Genomic DNA, 21,308 nt, shown 5'->3' with positions numbered 1-21,308 from the left:
ATGTTTCACGCCACCACGATTTTAGGCTACAAAACGCATTTTGAAGGCAAGGACTACGCCATCATCGGCGGAGACGGGCAGGTGAGTTTCAATAATTGCGTGCTTAAGGGCAATGCCACGAAGATTCGCACCTTGCACCACGGGCAAATTTTAAGCGGATTTGCCGGCAGCACCGCCGATGCCTTTAGTTTGTTCGACATGTTTGAGCGCATTTTGGAGGGCAAAAAGGGGGATTTGTTTAAAAGTGTTGTGGATTTTAGCAAAGAGTGGCGCAAGGACAAGTTTTTGCGCCGACTAGAGGCGATGATGATCGTGCTCAACAAGCAATCCATTTTTATTTTGAGTGGGACGGGCGATGTGGTCGAGCCAGAAGATGGCAAGATCGCCGCTATTGGCAGTGGGGGCAACTACGCCTTGAGTGCTGCACGGGCTTTAGACAAATTTGCTACCCTGCCCCCTAGAACCTTGGTCGAAGAGTCGCTAAAAATCGCGGGTAATCTTTGCATTTACACAAACCAAAATATTAAAATCTTGGAGCTTTGATGCAAGACCCACAGAACTTAAACTTAACCCCACAAGAGATTGTGGAGTATTTGGATGGCTACATTATTGAGCAACAAGACGCTAAAAAGATGATCGCCATTGCTTTGCGCAACCGTTGGCGGCGTTTGCAACTCTCTAAAGAATTGCAAGAGGAAGTAACGCCTAAAAATATTTTGATGATCGGCTCTACGGGTGTAGGTAAAACCGAGATCGCTAGGCGCATGGCTAAGATGATGGGACTACCCTTTGTCAAGGTGGAGGCGAGCAAATACACCGAAGTGGGCTTTGTAGGGCGGGATGTGGAGTCGATGGTGCGCGATTTGGTCGCCGCGAGCGTGCATTTGGTCGAAACTGAGGAAAAACAGAAAAATCAAAGCAAGATCGAGGATTTGGTGATCGAGCGCATTGCTAAAAAACTCTTGCCCCCCCTGCCTAGCAGTGTGAGCGACACCAAAAAGGAGGAGTACGCCCTAAACTTTGAAAAAACCAAAGAAAAGGTGCGCGGCACCGCCCTAGACAACCAAAAGATTGAGATCGAGCTAGACAAGCGTAATCTCGAGGGGGATTTTAATGTCCCGCCTGAGATCATTAAAGTTCAAGAGAGTTTGACAAAAATTTTAAGCAGGGGCACCGAGAAAGTTACTAAAGAGATGACGATCAAAGAGGCCAAAGAAGCCTTGCGCCACGATGTGTCTCAAGCCATTTTAGACATGGAGAAAGTGCAAAGAGAGGGGCTAGAGCGCGCGCGCCAGTGTGGGGTGATTTTCATTGATGAGATCGATAAAATCGCTGTTGGCACCAAAGAGGGCGGGCGGCAAGACCCAAGCAAAGAGGGCGTGCAAAGGGATTTACTCCCTATTGTGGAGGGCAGCACCATACAGACGAAATACGGGGCGATCAGCACGGATCATATTTTATTCATCGCTGCCGGGGCATTCCATTTAAGCAAGCCTAGCGACTTGATCCCCGAGTTGCAGGGGCGCTTCCCCTTAAGGGTGGAGCTTGAGAGTTTGAGCGAGGAGATCATGCATGAGATTTTAACCCGCACCAAAAGCTCGATCATCAAGCAATACCAAGCCTTGTTGCAAGTGGAGGGTGTGGATTTGGTTTTTGAGCCCGAGGCTTTAAGAGAGTTAGCCCGCCTTTCGTATTTGGCAAATCAAAAGACAGAGGACATCGGGGCACGCCGGCTACACACCACGCTAGAAAAGGTCCTAGAGGACATCAGCTTTAACGCCGCGAGTTACAGCGGGCAACAGGTCGTGGTGTCTAAAGAACAAGTGAGCGAAAAGCTCAAAGACCTTGTGGAGGATGTGGATTTAGCCCGCTTTATCCTATGACTAAAGCCGGGTTTATCGCACTCATTGGCCGGCCTAATGCGGGCAAAAGCACCTTGATCAACGCCTTATTAGGGGCCCATTTAGCCTTAACTTCGCACAAGGCCAATGCCACGCGTAAAATCTTAAAAGCCATCATCCCCTACACAGACAAAGAAAGTACAGAGTGCCAAATGGTGTTTTTAGACACCCCCGGGCTATGCACCCAAGAGAAACTTTTAAATAGGGCAATGGTGGCGCAGAGCCATAGCGCCTTTGAAAGTTGCGATTTGGCGGTGTTTGTCGCCAGCGTGCAAGATAGCCTTAAAGCCTATGAAGAATTTTTAAAGTGGAGCGGGCACAAGCCGCATTTATTAGCGCTGAATAAAACCGACACTGCCACTAACGCCCAAATCTTAGCCAAGCTCAAAGACTATACGCCCTATAGCCAGCACTTTAAGGCGTTGATCCCCATCAGCGCACAAAAGGGGCGCAATTTAAACGCCTTGCTTGATGAAGTGGCCAAACTTCTGCCAAATGCGCCCTTTTACTACGACCCGGACATGCTAGGCGACATCCAAATGCGCGAGATTTATGCCGAGATCATCAGGGAGCAAATTTTTCAATTCCTAAGCGATGAAATCCCCTATGAGAGTGCGGTTTTGGTTAAGAGCGTGCAAGAGCAAGCGCAACTAGAGAAAATCCAAGCGCAAATCATCGTGGCCAAAGAGAGTCAGCAAAAAATGGTGATCGGCAAGGGCGGGGCGGTGGTGAAAAAAATCGGGCAGGAGGCGCGCCATAAAATCGAGGACTTTATCCAAAAAAAGGTCTTCTTGCGCCTAGAAGTGGTGGTGCAGAAAAACTGGACTTCTACACAAAATCAGCTGAAAAAAATGGGCTATGTGGTAGAATAGGGCTTTCTCTTTGTCATTTTCTCATTAGGGGTTACAATGTTTAAACCAAAAGCGTTTTTGCACTCTATTTTTTTTTCTATGACTCTTGTGGTGGGGGCGCAGGCAGACACTTTAATGGGCTTTGTCAAAGCCTATCACGAAAAGGGCATCGAGTCTATTGAAAGACTTTTACAATCTTACTTGAGCCAAAGGGCGTTTTGGGAGGATTTGCTCGAAACTAAGGACACGGCCTATGGCTATTATGAGAATTTAGACTATCTCTTTTTAATCAACAAGGCCGATCCCAAGTTGGCTCTTTACCAAATGGGCGGGGAGAAAATCACAAAAATAGATACTACGAAAGCCTTAGTGGGTTCTAAAATCGGGGTGAAACTCACAGAGGGCGATAAGGCCACACCCATAGGGGTTTATCAAATTATTAAGAAAATCACCCCCCCTAGCGCTTTTTATGGCCCCCTAGCCCTTGTCACCAACTACCCCAATCCCCTAGATGTGGTCTTAAAACGCACGGGGCATGGGATTTGGATTCATGGCATGCCCCTAGATGGCAAGCGGGGCAACAACACGCTCGGCTGTATCGCTATTGACAACAACGCTTTGCGAAATTATGACAAAATCGTTAAGGGCAAGAAATCGCTTTTAATCGTCTATGAGGGCAATTTGCCCCAAGCGAGCAAAGAGGAGCTGGCTACACTTTTAAGCAACCTCTACGCTTGGCGTGCAGCGTGGGCGAAAAATAATTTAGTGTCTTATTTGGACTTCTACGCCCCCGACTTCAAACACGCTAATGGCATGGGCATTAAGAACTATGAAAAGTTTAAAACTAAAATCTTTGCCAAAAACGAGGATAAAATCATCCGCATTTCAAGCGTGAATGTTACCCCCTACCCCACGAGCGATGGGACGAAGCTTTTCCGCATTGCCTTTAACCAAGACTACGAGGCCTATAAGCATAAAAAGCTCACTTACAGCTCACACGGGCCTAAAGAACTCTATGTCCGTTTAAAAGACCAAAAAATGCAAATCGTGGTGGAAAAATAGCCCCTTGCTGGAATTTGTCTATGTCAAAGACCCCAAGCACCCTTTAATCGCCCCCCACGATCACATCGTGGTACAAGACGCTCCCGCGCCAGTTGATTGCGTGGCAAGCAATGTGCCCTTAGATGGGGCAAGGAGGGTCGCTGTTGAGATCAATTTTCTCATTGAAAACAGCGCACAAAGCCCTTTGGAATTAGCCAGTAGTCTATCCTTGCTTTATGAAGTGCATGGACTGCAATTTGACTTCGCCCCCACCACGACAGAAATTTTTAACTACAACTCCCAAATTTGTCAGTACCACCAAAGACGCGTGGAGTGTTGTGGCAAATGCAGCGAGGTTTGCCCCACGCTTGCCATCATTAAACTAGACCCAGAAATTGCTAAATCTAAGGGGTTGGAGTGCCTAGACAACCGCCATTTAGAGATCAAGCAACAAGATTGCATCGATTGTGGCAAGTGCATTGCCGTGTGCCCGAGTGGGAGTTTGCACTACAACGCTTTGAGCCTAGAGTGCATGCAAGCCATCGCCAAACTTTACAAGGGTTATATCCCTTTAGTGTTAGACAAGAACACAGACCTGCCCACCACCCCGCTTAAAAAAGAGGTGTTGCCCTTAAGCCTCAATGCCAACATCTTAGAGCAAACCTATTTACTCACACTCTTGCAAGAGAGCGGGGCGCAGGTGGTGCTCTATGCCAAAGAGCTAGGTGTCGGCACACTTGAAAGCATCGCGCTACTTAATGGCATTTATGAAAAAATCTATCGGCAAAAAGCAGTTTTGTGCGCCTTTGATTTAGACGAGCTCAAAACCTGCCTAGAGCAAGCGCAAATCTTAGAGTACACCCACTTTAGCCCCCCCACCACGCCCACACACACCAAGCGCGATCTCTTTGCCAAACGGCTGGCACATATTGTGGGAGAGGGCGACTTCGGGCAAGTGGCTTGTGGGGATTTTATCCGCTACGGGCACATTAAGATTTTTGAGAGTTGCACCCTGTGTTTGGCGTGTGTGGGAGCGTGCAACACCAACGCCCTAAGCATTGATGGCAACAATTACCGCCTGCTCTTTAACCCGTCTTTATGCACCACTTGCGGCTATTGCGTACCCACCTGCCCTGAAAAGTGCCTAGAGTTAGAAAGGGACGGGATCGCCCTAAATCCCAGCTACTTTACCCCCCGGCTCATGGCTGAGGACACTTTATTTTCCTGTCGTATGTGTGGCAAGGCAATGGGGACGACTAAGAGCGTGTTAAAGATTGCTAAGTTCATGGAATCTCGTTTTCAAGGCGACAAACGCCGGATCGCGAGCTTGTATGTGTGTGCCGATTGCAAGGTGAAGGTCATGCTTGAGGACATTATAGATATATCCGCCATTTTGCGCTAAAGGCCATTGATGTTTGCCCCATTGTTAGAATCGTTCAACGAGTCTAGCCACTTGCCACCACCTCCACCCACTAAAAAACCCCTAGCTTTACGGATTCAATGGTACGGCAGTGAAGAGGATTTTAAGGGGTGGTTTTTCTACGACATTTTAAGCCACCAATACGACTTAACATTAGACTCCAAAAATTACACTTGCTTTTTAGGCGCGCACCACCGCTATTTAGAGGGTTTAGCCCAAGCGCTTGGAATCCAAGCAAAGAGGCTTGCGTTTATGGGCGAAAACGAGCGCATCGATTTTAATGTTTATGACTTTGGCATGGGATTTGATGAGATTGAATTTAACGATCGCTATTTACGCGTGCCTTTGTATTATCTCAACTTATGGCAGATGCATGCAAATCTTTTAAAACACACAAACACCCCTTTTCATTTAGAAACCACAAACCCCACTAAGGCAGACTTTCAAAAAGTCCATCCCCAAATAGATAGCCTCGCACGAGAACAAAGCGACCCACTCAAACGAGGATTTGCGAGTTTTGTGGCCTCTAATCCTAATGCACCTATCCGCAATGCTTTTTATCAAGAATTAAACACCTACAAACCGGTTGCGGGGGGGGGGGTGTTTAACACGATCGGGCACTTGGTGCAAAACAAACACGAGTTCATCAGCGGGTATAAATTTAATCTGTGCTTTGAAAACTCAATAGGCTTAGGTTACACCACAGAAAAAATCATAGACGCTTACTTTGCCCACACCATCCCCATTTACTGGGGCAATCCTGAAGTGGCTAAAGATTTCAACCCGAAGAGTTTTGTCAATGTCCATGATTTTAAAGACTTTAAAGAAGCCCTAGACTTTATCCGCTATTTAGACACCCACGACAACGCCTATTTAGACATGCTGCATGCCCACCCATTAAACACTTATGAGGGCAAGCCTAGATTTTATCAAGATTTGAGCTTTTCTAAAATCTTAAACTTTTTACAAAACGCCATAGAGTGTCCGCACCTTTATCACGAACAAAACAACTTGGCAAACCCCATCTACAACCTACAAGGGGAGGTCTATGCATGCTCTGGGCGGCAACACCTAGCCATGGCTTTTAAAAAGCTCTTAGACAAAACTAAGCGGGTGTTTAAACGCCCCCGCACAAATGCCTAAGTTTCACAACATTAAAGACTTTTACTTGTGGCTAATTTTTCTAACATCACATAGACAAAATCCGCGCTCACCTGCGCGCTTTGGTGCAAGAATGCGTCAAAGTCCTTAGGCGCGCCGCCATCTGCCGTGTCGCTCACACTCCTTAACACGCAAAAAGGGACATTAAAATCTCTACACACAAAGCCCAAACTCGCCCCCTCCATTTCCACGACACTTGCCCCAAAGTTTTGCACAAAAGATTGCTTGCGCGCAGGGTCGCTCACAAACTGGTCGCAAGTGGCGATGATGCCCTCTTTGAGCGGGAGGTTTAAATTTTGCGCCACGCTTTTGGCTAGGGCGTTTAACTCTAGGTCGCTCTCGACAAACACGCTGCTTTCAGGGATGAAGCCTAGCGGGTGGTTAAAGGGGGTTAAATCGATGTCAGCTTGGCAAAGCTTGGTGGCTAAGAGCAGATCGCTTATCGCCAAATCAGGGGCCAGTCCGCCTGCCACACCGCTAAAAATCAAGGCTTGGACCTTGTGGTGCAAAATCAGCGTGGCGGCAGTGGTGGCGGCATGCACCTTGCCTATTTTGCTGTAAGCTAGAATGATGTGTAAATCTTGCAATTTTAAGCGGTAGTAGGTGTTGTTGCCCATATTCTCGCTCGTGTGATGGGAAAACTTAGCCAAAAGCGGGGCGATCTCCTCAGGCATCGCGCCCATGACTCCGATTGTTTTAAGGAGTGGCATGTCGATCCTTTGTTTAGAATTTGTTTATTTTAGCATATTAAGCTAGGCCTTAGTTGTTTTTGGTTAGAATCGCACTTTGTGTTTATGGACAGGTGGGTGAGTTGGCTGAAACCACATCCCTGCTAAGGATGCGTAGCCGTAAGGTTACCGAGGGTTCGAATCCCTCCCTGTCCGCCACCCACCGTCTCCCTTAAATTCGTATTCTTCCCTGTGCTCCTAGCGCAAAAATCTGCATTTAAAAACTTGAGACTCTCGTTGCTTGGATAACGCGTCTAGACTCTCTTGAAAAGCCCCCGTTAGAATCGCAAATGTCTAAAAACAACGCTATCCACGCACCCCTCTACAACTCTAAAATTTTCTGCCTAACCCCCTCAATGATCCAGCCGGGAGTAGATGCTCCCGCGCTGATGCCACAGAGTGCTTTGCCCTTAAACCAAGACACTTCGAGGTCGTTAAAATCCTCTACTAAATAGCTATCGGTGCAAAACTCCTTAGCGATGTTGAAAAGTTGCTTGGTGTTTGATGAGGTCTTGCCCCCCACAATCACCATAATATCCACTTCTTGGCTCAATTCCCTCACCGCCTCTTGGTTGTCAAAGGTAGCGTTGCAAATCGTGTTAAAAATACGTACCTCAGCACAGCGGGCGATGAGAAAGCTGGCAATCTCTAAGAGTCTAGGGGTTTGTTTAGTGGTTTGTGACACTAGGGCAACCCTTTTAGATAGATTTTGATTTTGCAACTCTTCTAAAGAATTTACAATTAAAGGGGGGGTGCTCGAGTAGCTGATCACGCCCTTGACTTCAGGGTGGTTTGCGTCCCCAAAGATGACGATTTGATACCCCTTTGCGCTCATTTTCTCAACGATTTGCTGGGGTTTGATCACATATGGGCAAGTCGCGTCAATGATGTGCGCTCTCTTCTCTTTGAGCAAAGCTAAATCATGTTTGGGGATGCCGTGTGTGCGGATGATCACGCTTTTATGTGGTTCGATGCGCTCCACCTCCTCTTGCACCCGCACATTGTAATCTTGCGCTAGGCGTTTGATCTCTTTAGGGTTGTGGATGAGTGAGCCTAGCGTCAAACTATTTTTATTCTTTTGGGCGATCTCAATCGCCCGCTTCACGCCAAAACAAAAGCCATAATTCTTTGCCATTTTCACTTGCATAACAATCCTTAAATCTCTTTAAAGTGCGTGATGCACTCTAATAGGTCTAAAAAATGAGGAAAAGAGATCGCCACGCACTCCAACCCCTTTAAATCCCCCCCACAAGAAAGTAACGCCATTGCAAAACTTAAGGCAATGCGGTGATCTTTAAAACTCTCTAAAGGCTCTTTGGGGCGTTTGAAGCCACCTCCTGTGATGCTAAAGCCATCGGGCTGTGGCTTGCATTTGATGCCCATTTTGGCTAGATTGCTTAAAGTCGTGGCGATGCGATCGCTCTCTTTAAAGCGCAATTCCTCAGCATTAGCCACCACACTAACCCCCTTGGCTACGCTCATCGCCACCGCTAAGGCGGGCAATTCATCGATCAAGCTTGCGATGTTTGTAGAAATGCTGACCGCCTTTAGGGGGCTGTGCTGGATGTAAATGTCTCCAATGGGTTCAGCCCCCATCTGTCCTCTTTGCTGATAGCACACAATTGCCCCCATTTGCTCCAAGACTTTAAAGGCTTCTATGCGGCTAGGGTTGAGCAACACGCCCTTTAAAAGAATGGAACTATTGGGCACTAACACCACCGCTAGGGCAAAATAAAAGGCGCTGGATGGGTCGGCAGGGATGCTCCAAGAAAAAGACTCTAAGGGCTTTTGCAAGGGCTCTAGGGTTAAGCTGGGCAGCGTGAGTTTAATGGGCGCACCCAGTGCCAACAACGCCCTTTCGCTGTGATCGCGACTTAAATGCGGCTCGCTAAAGTGCAGGGGGTCTTTGGCTTGCAAAGAGGCTAAAAGCAACGCGCTTTTTACCTGAGCTGATGCGATGGGGCTAGCGTAATTGAGCCCCTTTAGTGGGGCACTTAGCACACTTAAAGGGGCTAAATTTTGCGTCCTTGCGCGGATTTGCGCGCCCATTTGCGCCAAGGGTTTGATCACCCGTCCCATCGGTCTTTGGCTTAAAGACTTGTCCCCGATTAAAATATAGTGGTTTTGCTGGGACTGGCTGCTGCTTAAAAGCCCACTTAAAAGGCGCATGCTCGTGCCTGAATTGTTGCAATTTAGGGGCTTGGCGGGCTCATTAAAATGCAAAAATTTTTTAGGGGGGGTGAGCTTTAGGCCGTTCGCGCCGTGTTTTTGCACTTTTAATCCGAGCGTTTTAACGATGTTGAGCGTACTTAAGCAATCTGCCCCTTTTAATAAGTTTTCCACAAAACAAGGTTTTTCACACAAAAGCGCAAAAATGAGCGCACGATGGCTTAAGGACTTGTCGGCAGGCAGCCCCTCTAATTCTAAATTAAAGGGCTTGGCAGGGCTGATGTGTAGATTCATTTGAGTTGTGCGTTAAAGCGGCTTTCCAACACACTTAAAGCCCTTTGCACCACCTCTTGTAACTGCGCATCCGTTAGGGCACTGGCCGATTGGATCTTTAAGCGCACACTTAAAGCGACTTGGTTGGCATTTTCAGGGTAAAGATCTAGGGCTAGGACCTCTTTTAAATCGGGGATTTTAGCCTCTAACAAGGCCTCTTGTAAGGCACTAAAGGGGCAATTCTTGTCTAAGATGAGGGTCAAATCTCTAAAGCTGGTCGGCAATTTTGAAAATTCTTGGGCAATGTAGGGTTTAGGTTTTAAGGCGTTGCCTTGAATTTCAGCCATAAAGCCCTCCAATAAATCCCACTCTTGCACTAAAACAGGGTTGATCGCCCCGATGACCCCCACCTTTTGCCCGCCCATAAGCACCCACGCGCTTTGATAGGGGTGGTAAGCGGTGCTTAAATAGGGGTGTTCTTTTTGCTCTTGTGGGCTGATGGATTGCACGCTAAAGTTGCCTAGAATTTGGCTCAAGGCATTGGCAAAGGCGTAAAAATCCCACTCTGTGCCCTTAGGGTGGGGGTAGTGGGGCAAACTCTTTAGCCCGCTGGCGATGAAAGCGAGTTGCTGGGTTTCCTCCCTATTGGCGCTATAGACACTGCCTAGCTCAAACAACGCCACGCTCTTAAAACCTAAATTTTTATTGTGTGCAGTGGCCTGTAACAAGCCGGGGATTAAAGAAGTGCGCAAAGTGTTTAAATCGCTGCTAATGGGGTTTTGCAAATCCAGATTTTCTTGCAAGGTGGGGTAGCCCAGCTGTTCTAAATGCTCCTTTTTGGCAAAGAGATAATGCACCACTTCTTTAAACTGCAAAGCTAGGGCTTTAGCAGCTAGGGTTCTTTCAAAGCTGTGGCGGGTGTAGTGGGGGTTGTGGCTGGTTTGTTCGTTTAAATCAAGCAAGACAGGGGGGATGTGTTCTATCCCCACGAAGCGCAAGATTTCTTCGGCAATGTCGGCAATTTGGGCGATGTCGTGCCTAAACAAGGGTACTTGCACGCTAAAACGATCCCTTTTAACTTCTACTTCAAAGCCCAAGCTCTCCAAGATGTCTTTAACTCTATTTACAGATAACTCAAGCCCTAAAAGGCTGGTGATGTCGGTTAAATGAAAATCTAGGCTCTGGGTCTCAAGTTGGCTATAAAAGCTCTCAAGCTCCAAGGCGGGGGCGTTTAGGGTTTTTAGCACTTCTTGCAACAGGGCTAAACCCAGCAAGACCTGCGGTTCGCTCCCTCTTGTGGTGCGCTGGGTCAAACCTGCGGCGTGTTTGGGGGAGTGGGCGTTTAAGCGGGTGGCAGTGTAGGTGGGGTCTAAAAAGCTTGCCTCAATCAAGGCATTTAAGCCCGCATTTTTAGGGGGGTCTAGGGCGATGTTGCTAAGTTCTATGCCTTGAGAATAGGCGCGCACAAAGCCCAGATCGTCCTCTTTAAGCTCTAGGGGTGTGGGGTAAGCGTGCAAGATGACCCCGCTAAGGTGGGTTACATAGGCCAAGAGGTTGTCTAGGGGGTCTTTGCTTAAGGCGTGTTGCAAGGCTAGACTTAGGCGCACTTCTAGGGGCAAGCTTAGAGAGGGAGCGTTTAAGCGGGCATAAGCTAGGGCTAGATGCTTTACGCTTTTGTCTAGGTTTAAAGTGGGGGCTTTGACGGGAGCTTGCACGCTTGGGGTTGTTAGTTTTAACCCATAAAGCGCGGCCACTTCTCTAGCCATGCCCAACACACTCGCACAATCTCCCCGATTGGGGGTTAAACCGATGTCTAAGAGTGTGCCGGCAAAAAAGACTAACTCTTTTAAAGGTGTGCCAAGCTTTAAGGGTTTATAAGCGTTGATGCTGCTATCTAGCACCAAAATCCCCTCTTCGAGTTTAGGCAAGCCCAGCTCAAGCGCAGAGCAGAGCATGCCAAAACTCTCAACGCCTCTTAGGGTGCTGGGTTTGATGTGTAAGTTGCAAGCGGGCAAATACGCCCCCTTTAAAGCTAAAGCCACAAACTGCCCCGCTTCTACATTTTTTGCCCCGCAGACAATTTGTAAAACCCCATTGCCACTATCCACCTCACAGAGGCTTAATTTTTCGGCGTTGGGGTGTTTGCTCTTAGAAACAACCTGAGCGACCACGACCTCTGCTGGCAAATTAAAGGCATGCACACCCTCCACTTCTAAGCCCACACGGCTTAAGTCCGCACAAAGGGTTGGGACAGATAAACAAGAGATGTCTAAAAATTGTGCTAAATGGGCGGTGTGTAGCAGCATTAAAACGCCTCCAGCATGCGTAAATCGGTTTCAAAGAAACTGCGCAGGTCGTTGATTTCACAAGAGAGCATGGCAAGCCGCTCAATGCCCATGCCAAAAGCGTAGCCTTGCACACCCTCTAGCCCGACATTTTTAAACACCGCTGGATGCACCAGCCCTGAGCCCAAAACCTCGAGCCAACCCGTATTTTTACACACTTTGCACCCCTTTTGATCGCAAAAAGCGCAACTAATATCCACCTCTGCGCTAGGCTCGGTGAAGGGAAAGAAGCTTGAGCGCCAGCGCACCTTAACGCTCCCAAAAAAGGCGTGTAAAAACTCCTCTAAGACCTGCTTAAGATGCCCAAAATGCACGCTTTGATCCACCACCAGCCCCTCAACTTGGGAAAACATGGGCGTGTGGGTGGTGTCGTGATCGCGCCTAAAGGTGTGGCCCACGGCGATCATTTTGATTGGGGGTTTTTGCTCTTGCATGGCGTGGATTTGGGTGGGGGATGTGTGGGTGCGCAAGAGCTTATGGTCTTTAAAATAAAAAGTGTCTTGCATCGCCCTTGCCGGGTGGTGGGGGGGGATGTTGAGCGCGCTAAAATTATGAAAATCATCCTCCACAAGCGCGCCCAAGTGCAACTTAAAACCCCGTTGGGTGAAGTGGGCGATGATGCGCTCCTTGGTATAGTTTAGCGGATGGCCCAAACTCCCGCTGAAGTGGGTGTTGGCTAGGCTCATATCCAGCTTTTCAGATTGCAAACGCTCTTGCAACTTTAAAGCCTGCAAGGTTTGCTTTTTTTGGGCGTGCAGGGTGCTGAATTTTTCCTTAAAGTTGTTGAGGTCTTGGGCTTTTTGGGCTTTTGCCTGCCCCTCTAGATGTTTAAGTGCCGCAAACTCTTGGGTGAGCAGGCCCTTTTTGCCCAGCACAAGTAAGCGCACTTCCTCTAGGGCGTGCAAGTCTTGCACGCCCTCTAATTTTTCTAAGATCGTCTGTAGTGCCTGCATGCCTGCCTTTCTATTGTGTGCTTTGTATATCGATTTTAAAGGTGTGGATTTCGTTGTGTAAATTCACCTTCACCACGAGGGTGCCCGGCTTAATGGGTTTGGGATCGATCACCACAAAACCTCCCTTGGCCTTGCCATTGGGTTTTAGGGTGGAGCGTTTAAGATAGTTGATGGCCATGATCTTAAACGCCTGTCTCTCCTCTTGCATGATCTCTTGGGTTTGCACATCGTCCATCATCATGAAGGGCATGCCAAACATCATGTCATAGGCCAAAAAGCTGCCCTGCCCGTAGTAAAACATCGAGGGGCCGATGCCATCTTCTACAATGTTGCTGTTGGGGGTGGCGATGTTGAATTTCTGCAACACCGGTTCAAAATCGTAGCTGGACTTCATCATCGCTTGGAAGCTCAACACAGACAAGACATTGCCCCCCTCGCTCGCGGATATGTTGGAGGTGTCAAAATTCAAGGGGCCACCACTCAAAATCTGCGCACCCACATAGATCACAAGGGGCGGGTTGTCTAAACCTTTTAATTTTCTTTGGGCGACTTCAATTTGGACCTTAGAGTTTGGTTTAGCAGAGGTGAGGACTTGGATGCCGTTGTTGTAGCTGGTAACCTTTTCAGGTTTGACTTGGTAGGTTACACAACCTGTGAGCAAACTTAGAGCGAGGATACAGGATATAGATTTGGTTTTCATGGACTCTCCTTTTAACTTTTCTTCGGGGTTGGCTTAAAATCCAAAGCGGTTCCCAAAGAAGCCGTAATCAGCCCCCTTTTCCTTGTGAAACACCTTCTCCAACTGCTCTCTGATGTCATAGTAACTAAAACTTTCTTTAAAACCCTCAATTTTGCCCCCGCTGGCATTTTTGTGCCCGCCCCCGTTAAAATACTGCTTGCTTAAACTGCTCACATCGCATTTTCCATTGGAGCGCAAGCTCACAGACCCCTTGGGACTCACATCCATGTAAAAGTCAAATTCGGGGTTTTGCTCTAAAAATAGATTAGCTAAAACGCTAATGCCCCCCATGCTGTAACTTAAAAACCCCCTCTTGCCCTCGCACTCGATGCTGCACTCCTCTTTTTTCTTAGAGAGCAGGGCAACCTGCGCATTGGAGGCGATGTTGTCCATCGTTTCTAAATCCGGGTTACCCCCCAAAGCGATTTTTTTAAGCCTAAATAAATCGTTGTCAAAGGCAACCTCTCCCCTTTCTTGGTGCAGATAGTCGGGTACTTTCTTTAAAAGGGCGAATTTATAGGCGCGGTGCTCTTCATCAAACATGAAGCGGTTGAGCTCATGGGTGCTTGCGATCATGCGCATGCACACCTTACCAAATTCAAAGCCAAACCCCCCCTCTTGCCAAATGTCAATGGAGTTGATCATCTCCACCATGGGGGCTAGGCTCTCTAGGCTCTCTAGGGGTTGGTGCAACTTTTGCAAAGTTTCAAAGGTGATTTTAGACGCGCTGCGCTCGGTGTCTAGGTGGTACCAATGATAGATTTTAGCCGCGTCTTGGCCAGTGGCGTGGTGATCTAAGAGCGACACCTGCACCTCGAGTCCTTGCAAGCGCAGGGCATCGCTTTGCTCTTGCAAGAACTGCGCCTCGTTCAGGGTTAGGTTTAAATCTGTAACGAGGATCAAGATTTTGCGCTTGGGCTCTAAGGCTTTGCTGATGTCGTCTAAAATTTCGTGTAGCCTTGCAGAGACCTCCCGCCCATAGTTGGCGTTGTAAAACTTGATGTCCTTAAAAAAATGGCGGCTGATGAATTGGCAACCATAGCCGTCTAAATCAATGTGGGATAAATGGAAAACTTGCATTTTTTGTCCTTAAAAATTGATGTTGATCGTGCCAAGCACTTCGTATTTGGCATTCGTGTCTAATTCGGCGTGGCTTAAAACCACAATGTCGATCTTAAACTGCTCCATTTTCGTAGAGAGGGGGCGGCGCAACTCAGGATCGACAATCAAAATCACGGGCGCGATCCCTCTTTGTAAAATTTTCATCGACTCCGCGGACACATGCTCAATGAGTTGTTGCATTTCAGTCGCGTTTAACAATAAAAATTTACCCGAAGCTTGGTCTTTGAGCTTGTTTAATAAAAACTGCTCGGTGGCGGTGCCTAGGGTGAGTAATTTTAAGCTCCCATCCTCAGATTTAAAAATATTGGTGATGACCCGTGAAAGCCTTGCGCGCACCTGCTCGGTTAAAATGGTGATGTCGTTTTGCACGCTGGGCGCGATGTCGGTGATGGTTTCTAGGATTGTGAGCATGTCCTTAATGGGGATTTTCTCGTGCAACAACTCTTGCAACACAGAGCGAATCACCCCCGTGGGGATTTTCTTGGCCTCCTCCACAATGGCCGGGTAGTCATTGCCTAGCCGCTCTAAGAGAGATTTCACCTCGTCTTTGGTGATGAACTCTTCGGCGTAGTTTTTGACAAGCTCGCTAGTGTGCGTGGCGATCACGGTGGAGGGGTCAATGATCGTATAACCTTGGATGATCGCCTCCTCCTTGTCTTTGGGTTCGATCCACAGCGCGTCCATGCCAAAGGCAGGTTCTTTGGTGGGGATGCCCTCGATCTCCTTGCCCGCAAAGCCTGTATTCATGGCCAAAAAGCGCTCGGGCATCACGCTCCCATCGCCAATGGTGATCCCCTTTAATTTGATCTCGTAGTGCGTGGGGGGGAGTTGTAAATTGTCGCGGATGCGGATTTGGGGCATTAAAAAGCCGTAATCACTCGCGATCTTTTTTCTAATGCCTCTAATGCGCTCTAACAAATCGCCTCCCTGCTTGACATCGGCTAGCGAGATGAGCTGGTAGCCTAGGGCCAATTCTAAAAACTCGATTTTTAGCACCTCGTTAATGGCCTGCTCTTCCTCTTTTTTGATCTCCTCTGCGCTTTTTTGGGGGCGGGTGGTGGGGGCTTGATCGGCTGGGGTAGCTTGTTTGTGGCTTAAATCAATGCCCGTTTTTTTACTCAGCCACGCCTCAAATTTAGAAAATAAATTGTCCTTGCCCTCCCTTGAGATGAGCCATGCGATGAATAAAAACAAACTCCCCACAAAAGCGAGCGAAAAGGTGGGCAGCCCGGGCACGCTGGCAAAGAGCAAGAGAATAAAACCCACAATGATTAAGGTTTTGCTCTTGTCGGTGAGTTGCGTAATGAGTTTGCTGGCGAAGTTTTCTTCCTCGTGCTGGGTGGTGCGGGTGGCGACAATGCCCGTAGCGGTGGCGATGATGAGAGCCGGGATTTGGCTCACCAGCCCATCGCCGATCGTTAAAACCGTGAAAGTCGAGGCGCTGTAGGCCATCGTCATGTCCCTTTGAAACACCCCGACTAAAAACCCCCCGATGATGTTGATTAAAGTGATGATGATGGAGGCGATCGCATCGCCTTTGACAAATTTGCTCGCCCCGTCCATCGCGCCGTAAAAATCCGCCTCTTGGCTTAGGGCGGCGCGCCTTTTTTTGGCTTCTTCATTGTCGATCAGCCCCGAGTTTAAATCCGCATCGATCGCCATTTGCTTACCGGGCATGGCATCCAAAGCAAAACGCGCGCGCACTTCAGTCACACGAGTCGAGCCATTGGTAACCACCAATAAATTCACCAAAACCAAAATGCTAAAAATGATCGTCCCGATCACATAGTTGCCGCTCACCGTAAATTCGCCGAAAGCACTGATGATGTCGCTGACCGCACTAGGACCCTTGTAGCCTTGCGTTAAAATCATACGAGTCGTGGCGACATTGAGTGCAAGGCGATAAAGCGTTACGATCAAAAGCAAGGTGGGGAAAGCGCTAAAATCTGTGGGCTTAGTGATGTAAAGCCCGATCAAGATGATAAGCACCGACAAGGCAATAGAGATGGTGAGCAAGAAGTCGAGTAAAAAGGGGGGCAAGGGCACAATGATGATCGCTAAAATCGCGATCACAAAGGCGACAACGGTCAAGTCTTTAGACTGGGTGAGTTGTCTTAAAAAGGGAAAAGTCCGTTTTAAAATGCTCTTTTGCTTGTTGCGCGCCACTAACTACCTTGCGTTAAAGTCTTTGCATTTTACAATCTTTCATGTAAAATTTGACTTTTTAGGTTATAATGCGGGCTTATGTAAATTTCCTATTAGGAGGTCTTTATGGCTTTAAGTACGGAGAAGAAGCAAGAGATCGTTAAGCGCTTCGCCAGACAAGATAACGACACGGGTTCATGTGAGGTGCAAATCGCCCTTTTGAGCCAAAGGATTGCGGACTTGACCGTCCATTTAAAAGACAACCCCAAAGATCACTCCAGCCGTCTAGGGTTGTTAAAATTGGTGGGGCATCGCAAAAACCTACTCAAATACCTAAAAAACACACAGCACGACCGCTATGTCGAGCTCATTGAAGCGTTAGGCATCAAGAATCGTTAAGCCCTCTATGTGGCTCTCGATCGATCGCCACAAGGTTTTAACCCTCTTTTTTGCCCTTTTTTTTGTCCTCTCTTTTAAAAAGCCTAGCGCGCAAATTTTAATGGTGATCTTGGCTTTAGGGGGACTGCTTTACTACAAAGCCCACAAACCCCCCATGCACTTATCCCCCTTTAAATGGCTCATTGCCTCCATGTTTGCGATGTTTTTAGTGGTGTGGCCAAATTTATTTGTGGGAGGGGATTTGGACGCGTGGCACTACAATTTGCGCTCGCTCAACATGCCCTCGGTGTATGTGCTGGGTGTGGTTGCGCTTTTGTGCCTACACAATGTGCCCTTCCGCCTCAATGCCCGTTTTTTGTTTTACAGCATGGCTTTTGCTTGTTTCTTTAATGGCGGGTTGGCTTTTGTGCAAAGGGTGTTTTTGGGCGTGGGACGGGTGGTGGGCTTTAGCACGGTTGTGGGCTTTGTTACGCTCACTTCTATGGCGCTCTTTGGGTGTTTTATCTACGCCTTACACACAGACAAACGCCAAGAAAAATGGCTCTTTAGCGTGGCGATGCTGACAGGGTTTTTAGTGGTGCTCTTTAGCGCCACAAGAAGCGCGTCCATCGCCTTTGCCATCACCTTTTTAGCTCTGTGTGTGTTTTTAAGGCGCACGAAACAATGGCGTTACATGGGACTTATGGCGCTGTGCTTTGGTGGGCTGTTTGCCTTAAATCAAACTCTAGAGCAGCACGCCCTTTTACACGCGGCAAGGACTAAAGACGAGAGCTTTAGTCAAGACCTGCGACTCTTTGCCCAAAAAAACCCCGATTCGAGCATTGGTCTGCGCCTTGCTCGCTGGCAAGAAGCCCTAGCCATCGCTAAACTTTCACCTCTCATTGGCATGAGTCTTAGCACCAAGTGTCGGCGGCTAGATGAGATCTTAGCCCTATCGCACTCTTATAGGAAGGCCGATCAAATCAATTGTGCCGAGAAATACGACAATGAGTTTTTCAACACCCTAGCGCATAGGGGAGTCTTGGGGCTAGCGGCGTTGGCGTGGTTTTTATGCGTGCTGTGGCGCTTTTTTGCTAAACGAAAGGACATCATCGGGGTGTTCATGCTCTCCATGCTGGTCTTTTATGTGAGTGTGGGAATCGGCTTTGATCCTTTTGATTTTTTTATTGAGGGGAGTTTTCTTGTGGGGATGGTGGTTATGGGAGCAATCGCAGAGCGATTGCCCACAACACAACCGCCCACCACAACGAGCAAAGACCCGATCTAGCGGGCTTTACCCACCTTCACCATTTTATTGCGTAAGTCGGCTAAAGTGCCTTGTAAAGGGATTTGTTTAGGGCAGGTGTCGTGGCAACCAATCAGACTCATGCACCCAAAGACCCCATCGTCATCGCCCACCAATTCGTAAAAATCGTCATCGCTGCGCTCATCGTGTGAGTCGATCAAAAAGCGCATGGCGCGATTCATTCCCGCCGCCCCAATGAAGTTTTCACGCATCAATTTCGTCCCACAAGCTGCAATGCAGCACCCGCACTCAATGCAACGATCGAGCTCAAAAACATTTTGCGCCTCATCCGGGTCGATGCGCTCTTCAGGCTTGGTGATGTCCACTTCCTTTTTATGATGCGCCCAGCTTTCCACCCGTGCATTCATGCCGGCAAACCACTCGCCCGTATTCACGCTTAAATCCTTGATTAAGGGGAAGGAGGGCATGGGCATGAGCGTGATGACATTTTCGCTAAAACTCGAGGTTAAGGTTTTGCACGCCAAACGGGGCCTCCCATTGACCATCATGGCACAGCTGCCACAAATACCTGCCCGACACACAAAGTCAAAACTTAAATCCGGATCTAATTGTTCGCGGATCATCCCCAAAGCGATGAATAGAGTCATCGATGGGATTTCCTCTAGTTGGTAGTCTTTAAAGTGGGGTTTAGAAACCGCGCTTTGGGGGTCAAATTTTAAGGCGCGGATGGTGATTTGCCGTCCCATTTATTCTCCTTGTCTTTGATCATCTAGGCGGACATTGCGCGCCTTGTATTTGGGTTGTAAATCAAAGGGCATCAGTGCTTCTTGCAAAGCATAGCGATCCCCCCCTTGGGCTTGTACCTGCTCTGTGATCTCTTTGATTTGGGCATCCCTTTGTTCTTTGAGTGGGTGTGGGATAAAGTTACCTTTCGCGCCATAACCCCTAAAGTCTGGACTTAGCTCCATTTTCATGATGTCTAAAGGCTCGTACTCTAAGGTGGGTAGAGTTTGGTTAGGATCTGGCCATGACGCAAGGGTGCGGTTTAACCAGTTGGCATCGTCGCGCTTAGGGTGGTCGGTGCGCATGTGTGCGCCGCGGCTTTCGGTGCGATCGAGCGCGCCTTTGGTCACACACAGGGCAATTTTAAGCATCCTTTGGGTGCGGTAAGCGTCCTCGAGCTCGGGGTTGTTGTGTATTTTTTTGTTTTTCACATGGATATTTTTAGAGCGTTTGTAAAGCTCCTCTAGCTCGCTTAAAGCCTCCTCTAGGGTTTTGCCATCTCTAAACACGCCCACTTTCTCGTCCATGATCTCGCGCATGCGCTCGCGGATTTCATAGACATTTTCTTGCCCATCATTGTGTAATAAATTTTGGATATGTTCCTGGCTTTTTTGGATGAATTGCTCCACAATGTGGGTGCTAATGTCTAACTCTGCGCCCTTGCAATACTCGGCGAAGTAATCCCCAATGATCATGCCCGCCACGACCGCCTCGCTCACGGAGTTGCCCCCCAAGCGGTTAAAGCCGTGCAAATCCCAACACGCCGCCTCGCCTGCACAAAAGAGCCCTTTTAGGTGGCTATGCCCCTTGTAGTCGGTGCGCAGACCCCCCATAGAGTAGTGCTGCATGGGTTTAATAGGCACCCAGCCTTTTTGTTTGGGCGCGCCGGGCCCAAAATCAGGCTCGTCCGTGGGCATGCCTTTCATGTTTTCTTCCGTTTCTACGCTATCATCCGCCGCATCGACACCAGCAAAGGTATGGGCGATGTCGTGGACATCGCGTAGGTTTTTCTCCACATGCGCACGCCCTAAGATCGCAATGTCTAGCCACACATGGTCGCCATAGGGCGAATTAGCCCCATAGCCCTTTTTAATGTGCTCTAAAATGCGGCGACTCACTACATCACGGCTAGCCAATTCTTTTTTCTCAGGCTCATAAGCGGGCATGAATCTGCGCCCAAATTTATCGCGCAAAATCCCTCCATCGCCTCGACAGCCTTCTGTCATCAAAATCCCACTAGGCACTAAGGCAGTGGGGTGGAATTGCACGGCTTCCATGTTGCCTAGTTTTGCCACGCCCGTTTCTAAAGCGGTGGCAATCCCCACTCCATCGCAAATCACGGCGTTGGTGGTGTGCTTATACACCCGCCCATAGCCCCCGGTGGCTAAAAGCGTGCCCTTAGCCACATAGCCGGCAATCTCGCCGGTGATTAAATCCCGCACCACCGCGCCGTAACATTTACCGCCATGGTGGATCAAAGCAATCACCTCTTTGCGATCCTCAATTTTGACCTTGTGGTGCAAGGCTTCATTAGCCACAGCATAAAGCATGGTGTGCCCGGTCGCGTCCGCTGTAAAACAGGTGCGCCATTTTTTCGTCCCTCCAAAGTCGCGGCTGAGGATATAGCCATGTCTGTCCTCTCTCTCGGTGATCGTGACATGCTCGCCATTGATCACCGCAGGGCGATCGCCCTTTTTAATGCGCGTCCAGGGCACGCCCCAGCTGGCAAGCTCGCGGATCGCTTTAGGGGCAGTTGTGACAAACATGCGCGCGACTTGCTGGTCGCAACCCCAGTCGCTGCCCTTCACCGTGTCTAAAAAGTGCAGATCCTCGTTATCGCCCTCGCTCATTTTGGCATTGCCAAGGCTGGCCTGCATCCCCCCTTGTGCGGCGGCAGAGTGGCTGCGCCTAACAGGCACTAAAGAGAGCACAATCACATCTAAGCCCATCTGCCGGCAGGCGATGCTGGCGCGTAACCCCGCCAGCCCCCCACCCACAACCAACGCGTCACAATAAACCACTTTCATCGTTA

General features: G+C 48.7%; 18 protein-coding genes and 1 tRNA gene. 9 read left to right on the top strand and 10 right to left on the bottom strand.

Annotation, left to right across the window (positions count from 1 at the left end; translation table 11 throughout):
• The 6 genes from hslV to HAL07_RS05915 are packed head-to-tail and all read left to right on the top strand — an operon-like array spanning position 1 to position 6,356.
• Complete coding sequence (gene hslV / locus HAL07_RS05940) at positions 1-543, top strand: ATP-dependent protease subunit HslV (RefSeq protein ID WP_053945452.1); 543 nt, start codon at positions 1-3, stop codon at positions 541-543.
• A complete protein-coding gene (gene hslU / locus HAL07_RS05935) occupies positions 543-1,883 on the top strand; it encodes an ATP-dependent protease ATPase subunit HslU (RefSeq protein WP_053945451.1) in 1,341 nt (446 codons plus the stop codon). Before hslV ends, hslU begins: the two co-directional genes overlap by 1 nt.
• Positions 1,880-2,773 carry a GTPase Era gene (gene era, locus HAL07_RS05930; protein WP_053945450.1) on the top strand — a complete coding sequence of 298 codons (894 nt, stop codon included), beginning with the start codon at positions 1,880-1,882 and terminating at the stop codon, positions 2,771-2,773. Before hslU ends, era begins: the two co-directional genes overlap by 4 nt.
• Before the next feature lie 36 nt (positions 2,774-2,809).
• Positions 2,810-3,814 carry a L,D-transpeptidase family protein gene (locus HAL07_RS05925; protein ID WP_202903487.1) on the top strand — a complete coding sequence of 335 codons (1,005 nt, stop codon included), beginning with the start codon at positions 2,810-2,812 and terminating at the stop codon, positions 3,812-3,814.
• Positions 3,815-3,818: 4 nt separating this feature from the next.
• On the top strand, positions 3,819-5,195 hold the full coding sequence (locus HAL07_RS05920; protein WP_053945449.1) for a 4Fe-4S binding protein: 1,377 nt from the start codon (positions 3,819-3,821) through the stop codon (positions 5,193-5,195).
• A 9-nt stretch (positions 5,196-5,204) separates the two neighbouring features.
• On the top strand, positions 5,205-6,356 hold the full coding sequence (locus tag HAL07_RS05915) for a glycosyltransferase family 10 domain-containing protein (RefSeq protein ID WP_053945448.1): 1,152 nt from the start codon (positions 5,205-5,207) through the stop codon (positions 6,354-6,356).
• An 11-nt stretch (positions 6,357-6,367) separates the two neighbouring features.
• On the opposite strand, the gene HAL07_RS05910 is transcribed toward HAL07_RS05915, so the two are convergent.
• Entirely contained in the window at positions 6,368-7,084 is a 717-nt protein-coding gene (locus HAL07_RS05910; RefSeq protein ID WP_053945447.1) for a 5'-methylthioadenosine/adenosylhomocysteine nucleosidase, read from the bottom strand.
• A gap of 86 nt (positions 7,085-7,170) precedes the next feature.
• Here HAL07_RS05910 and HAL07_RS05905 point away from each other — a divergent pair.
• Positions 7,171-7,261: transfer RNA gene (locus HAL07_RS05905), tRNA-Ser, on the top strand.
• A gap of 163 nt (positions 7,262-7,424) precedes the next feature.
• Here the strand turns inward: HAL07_RS05905 and HAL07_RS05900 are convergent.
• From HAL07_RS05900 to flhA, 7 genes are read right to left on the bottom strand one after another with little or no spacing between them, the layout of a single operon-like run.
• On the bottom strand, positions 7,425-8,249 hold the full coding sequence (locus HAL07_RS05900) for a 4-hydroxy-3-methylbut-2-enyl diphosphate reductase (RefSeq protein ID WP_053945446.1): 825 nt from the start codon (positions 8,247-8,249) through the stop codon (positions 7,425-7,427).
• 8 nt (positions 8,250-8,257) lie between these two features.
• Complete coding sequence (aroA, locus tag HAL07_RS05895; RefSeq protein WP_053945445.1) at positions 8,258-9,565, bottom strand: 3-phosphoshikimate 1-carboxyvinyltransferase; 1,308 nt, start codon at positions 9,563-9,565, stop codon at positions 8,258-8,260.
• Positions 9,562-11,850, bottom strand: coding sequence for a YtpR family tRNA-binding protein (ytpR, locus tag HAL07_RS05890; RefSeq protein ID WP_202903486.1), 2,289 nt, complete (start codon positions 11,848-11,850; stop codon positions 9,562-9,564). The genes aroA and ytpR overlap by 4 nt, the downstream gene beginning before the upstream one ends.
• A complete protein-coding gene (gene pheS / locus HAL07_RS05885) occupies positions 11,850-12,842 on the bottom strand; it encodes a phenylalanine--tRNA ligase subunit alpha (protein WP_053941224.1) in 993 nt (330 codons plus the stop codon). The genes ytpR and pheS overlap by 1 nt, the downstream gene beginning before the upstream one ends.
• 10 nt (positions 12,843-12,852) lie before the next feature.
• The gene (locus HAL07_RS05880) at positions 12,853-13,542 is read right to left on the bottom strand and encodes a hypothetical protein (RefSeq protein WP_053941225.1); all 690 of its coding nucleotides are present in this window, start codon (positions 13,540-13,542) and stop codon (positions 12,853-12,855) included.
• Between the two features lie 33 nt (positions 13,543-13,575).
• Positions 13,576-14,661, bottom strand: a complete 1,086-nt coding sequence (locus tag HAL07_RS05875) for a DHH family phosphoesterase (protein ID WP_053945444.1) — start codon at positions 14,659-14,661, stop codon at positions 13,576-13,578.
• A gap of 9 nt (positions 14,662-14,670) precedes the next feature.
• Positions 14,671-16,869 (bottom strand): flagellar biosynthesis protein FlhA, encoded by a 2,199-nt coding sequence (gene flhA / locus HAL07_RS05870; protein ID WP_053941227.1) that lies wholly within the window; start codon positions 16,867-16,869, stop codon positions 14,671-14,673.
• Positions 16,870-16,974: 105 nt separating this feature from the next.
• On the opposite strand from flhA, the gene rpsO reads away from it, so the two are divergent.
• Positions 16,975-17,247 (top strand): 30S ribosomal protein S15, encoded by a 273-nt coding sequence (gene rpsO / locus HAL07_RS05865; protein WP_053945443.1) that lies wholly within the window; start codon positions 16,975-16,977, stop codon positions 17,245-17,247.
• 7 nt (positions 17,248-17,254) lie between these two features.
• Positions 17,255-18,514: an O-antigen ligase family protein gene (locus HAL07_RS05860; protein WP_082355897.1), complete on the top strand. Its 1,260-nt coding sequence runs from the start codon at positions 17,255-17,257 to the stop codon at positions 18,512-18,514.
• Here HAL07_RS05860 and HAL07_RS05855 read toward each other — a convergent pair.
• Together HAL07_RS05855 and HAL07_RS05850 are read right to left on the bottom strand one after the other, a co-directional pair.
• Positions 18,511-19,239, bottom strand: coding sequence for a fumarate reductase iron-sulfur subunit (locus HAL07_RS05855; RefSeq protein ID WP_053945442.1), 729 nt, complete (start codon positions 19,237-19,239; stop codon positions 18,511-18,513). The genes HAL07_RS05860 and HAL07_RS05855 overlap by 4 nt on opposite strands.
• Complete coding sequence (locus HAL07_RS05850) at positions 19,240-21,303, bottom strand: fumarate reductase flavoprotein subunit (protein WP_053945441.1); 2,064 nt, start codon at positions 21,301-21,303, stop codon at positions 19,240-19,242. It abuts the gene before it with no gap.
• Positions 21,304-21,308: the final 5 nt, after the last annotated feature.

This window comes from Helicobacter ailurogastricus (genome assembly GCF_001282945.1).
GTDB lineage: Bacteria > Campylobacterota > Campylobacteria > Campylobacterales > Helicobacteraceae > Helicobacter > Helicobacter ailurogastricus.
This window is presented reverse-complemented; position numbering and strand designations above follow the sequence as displayed.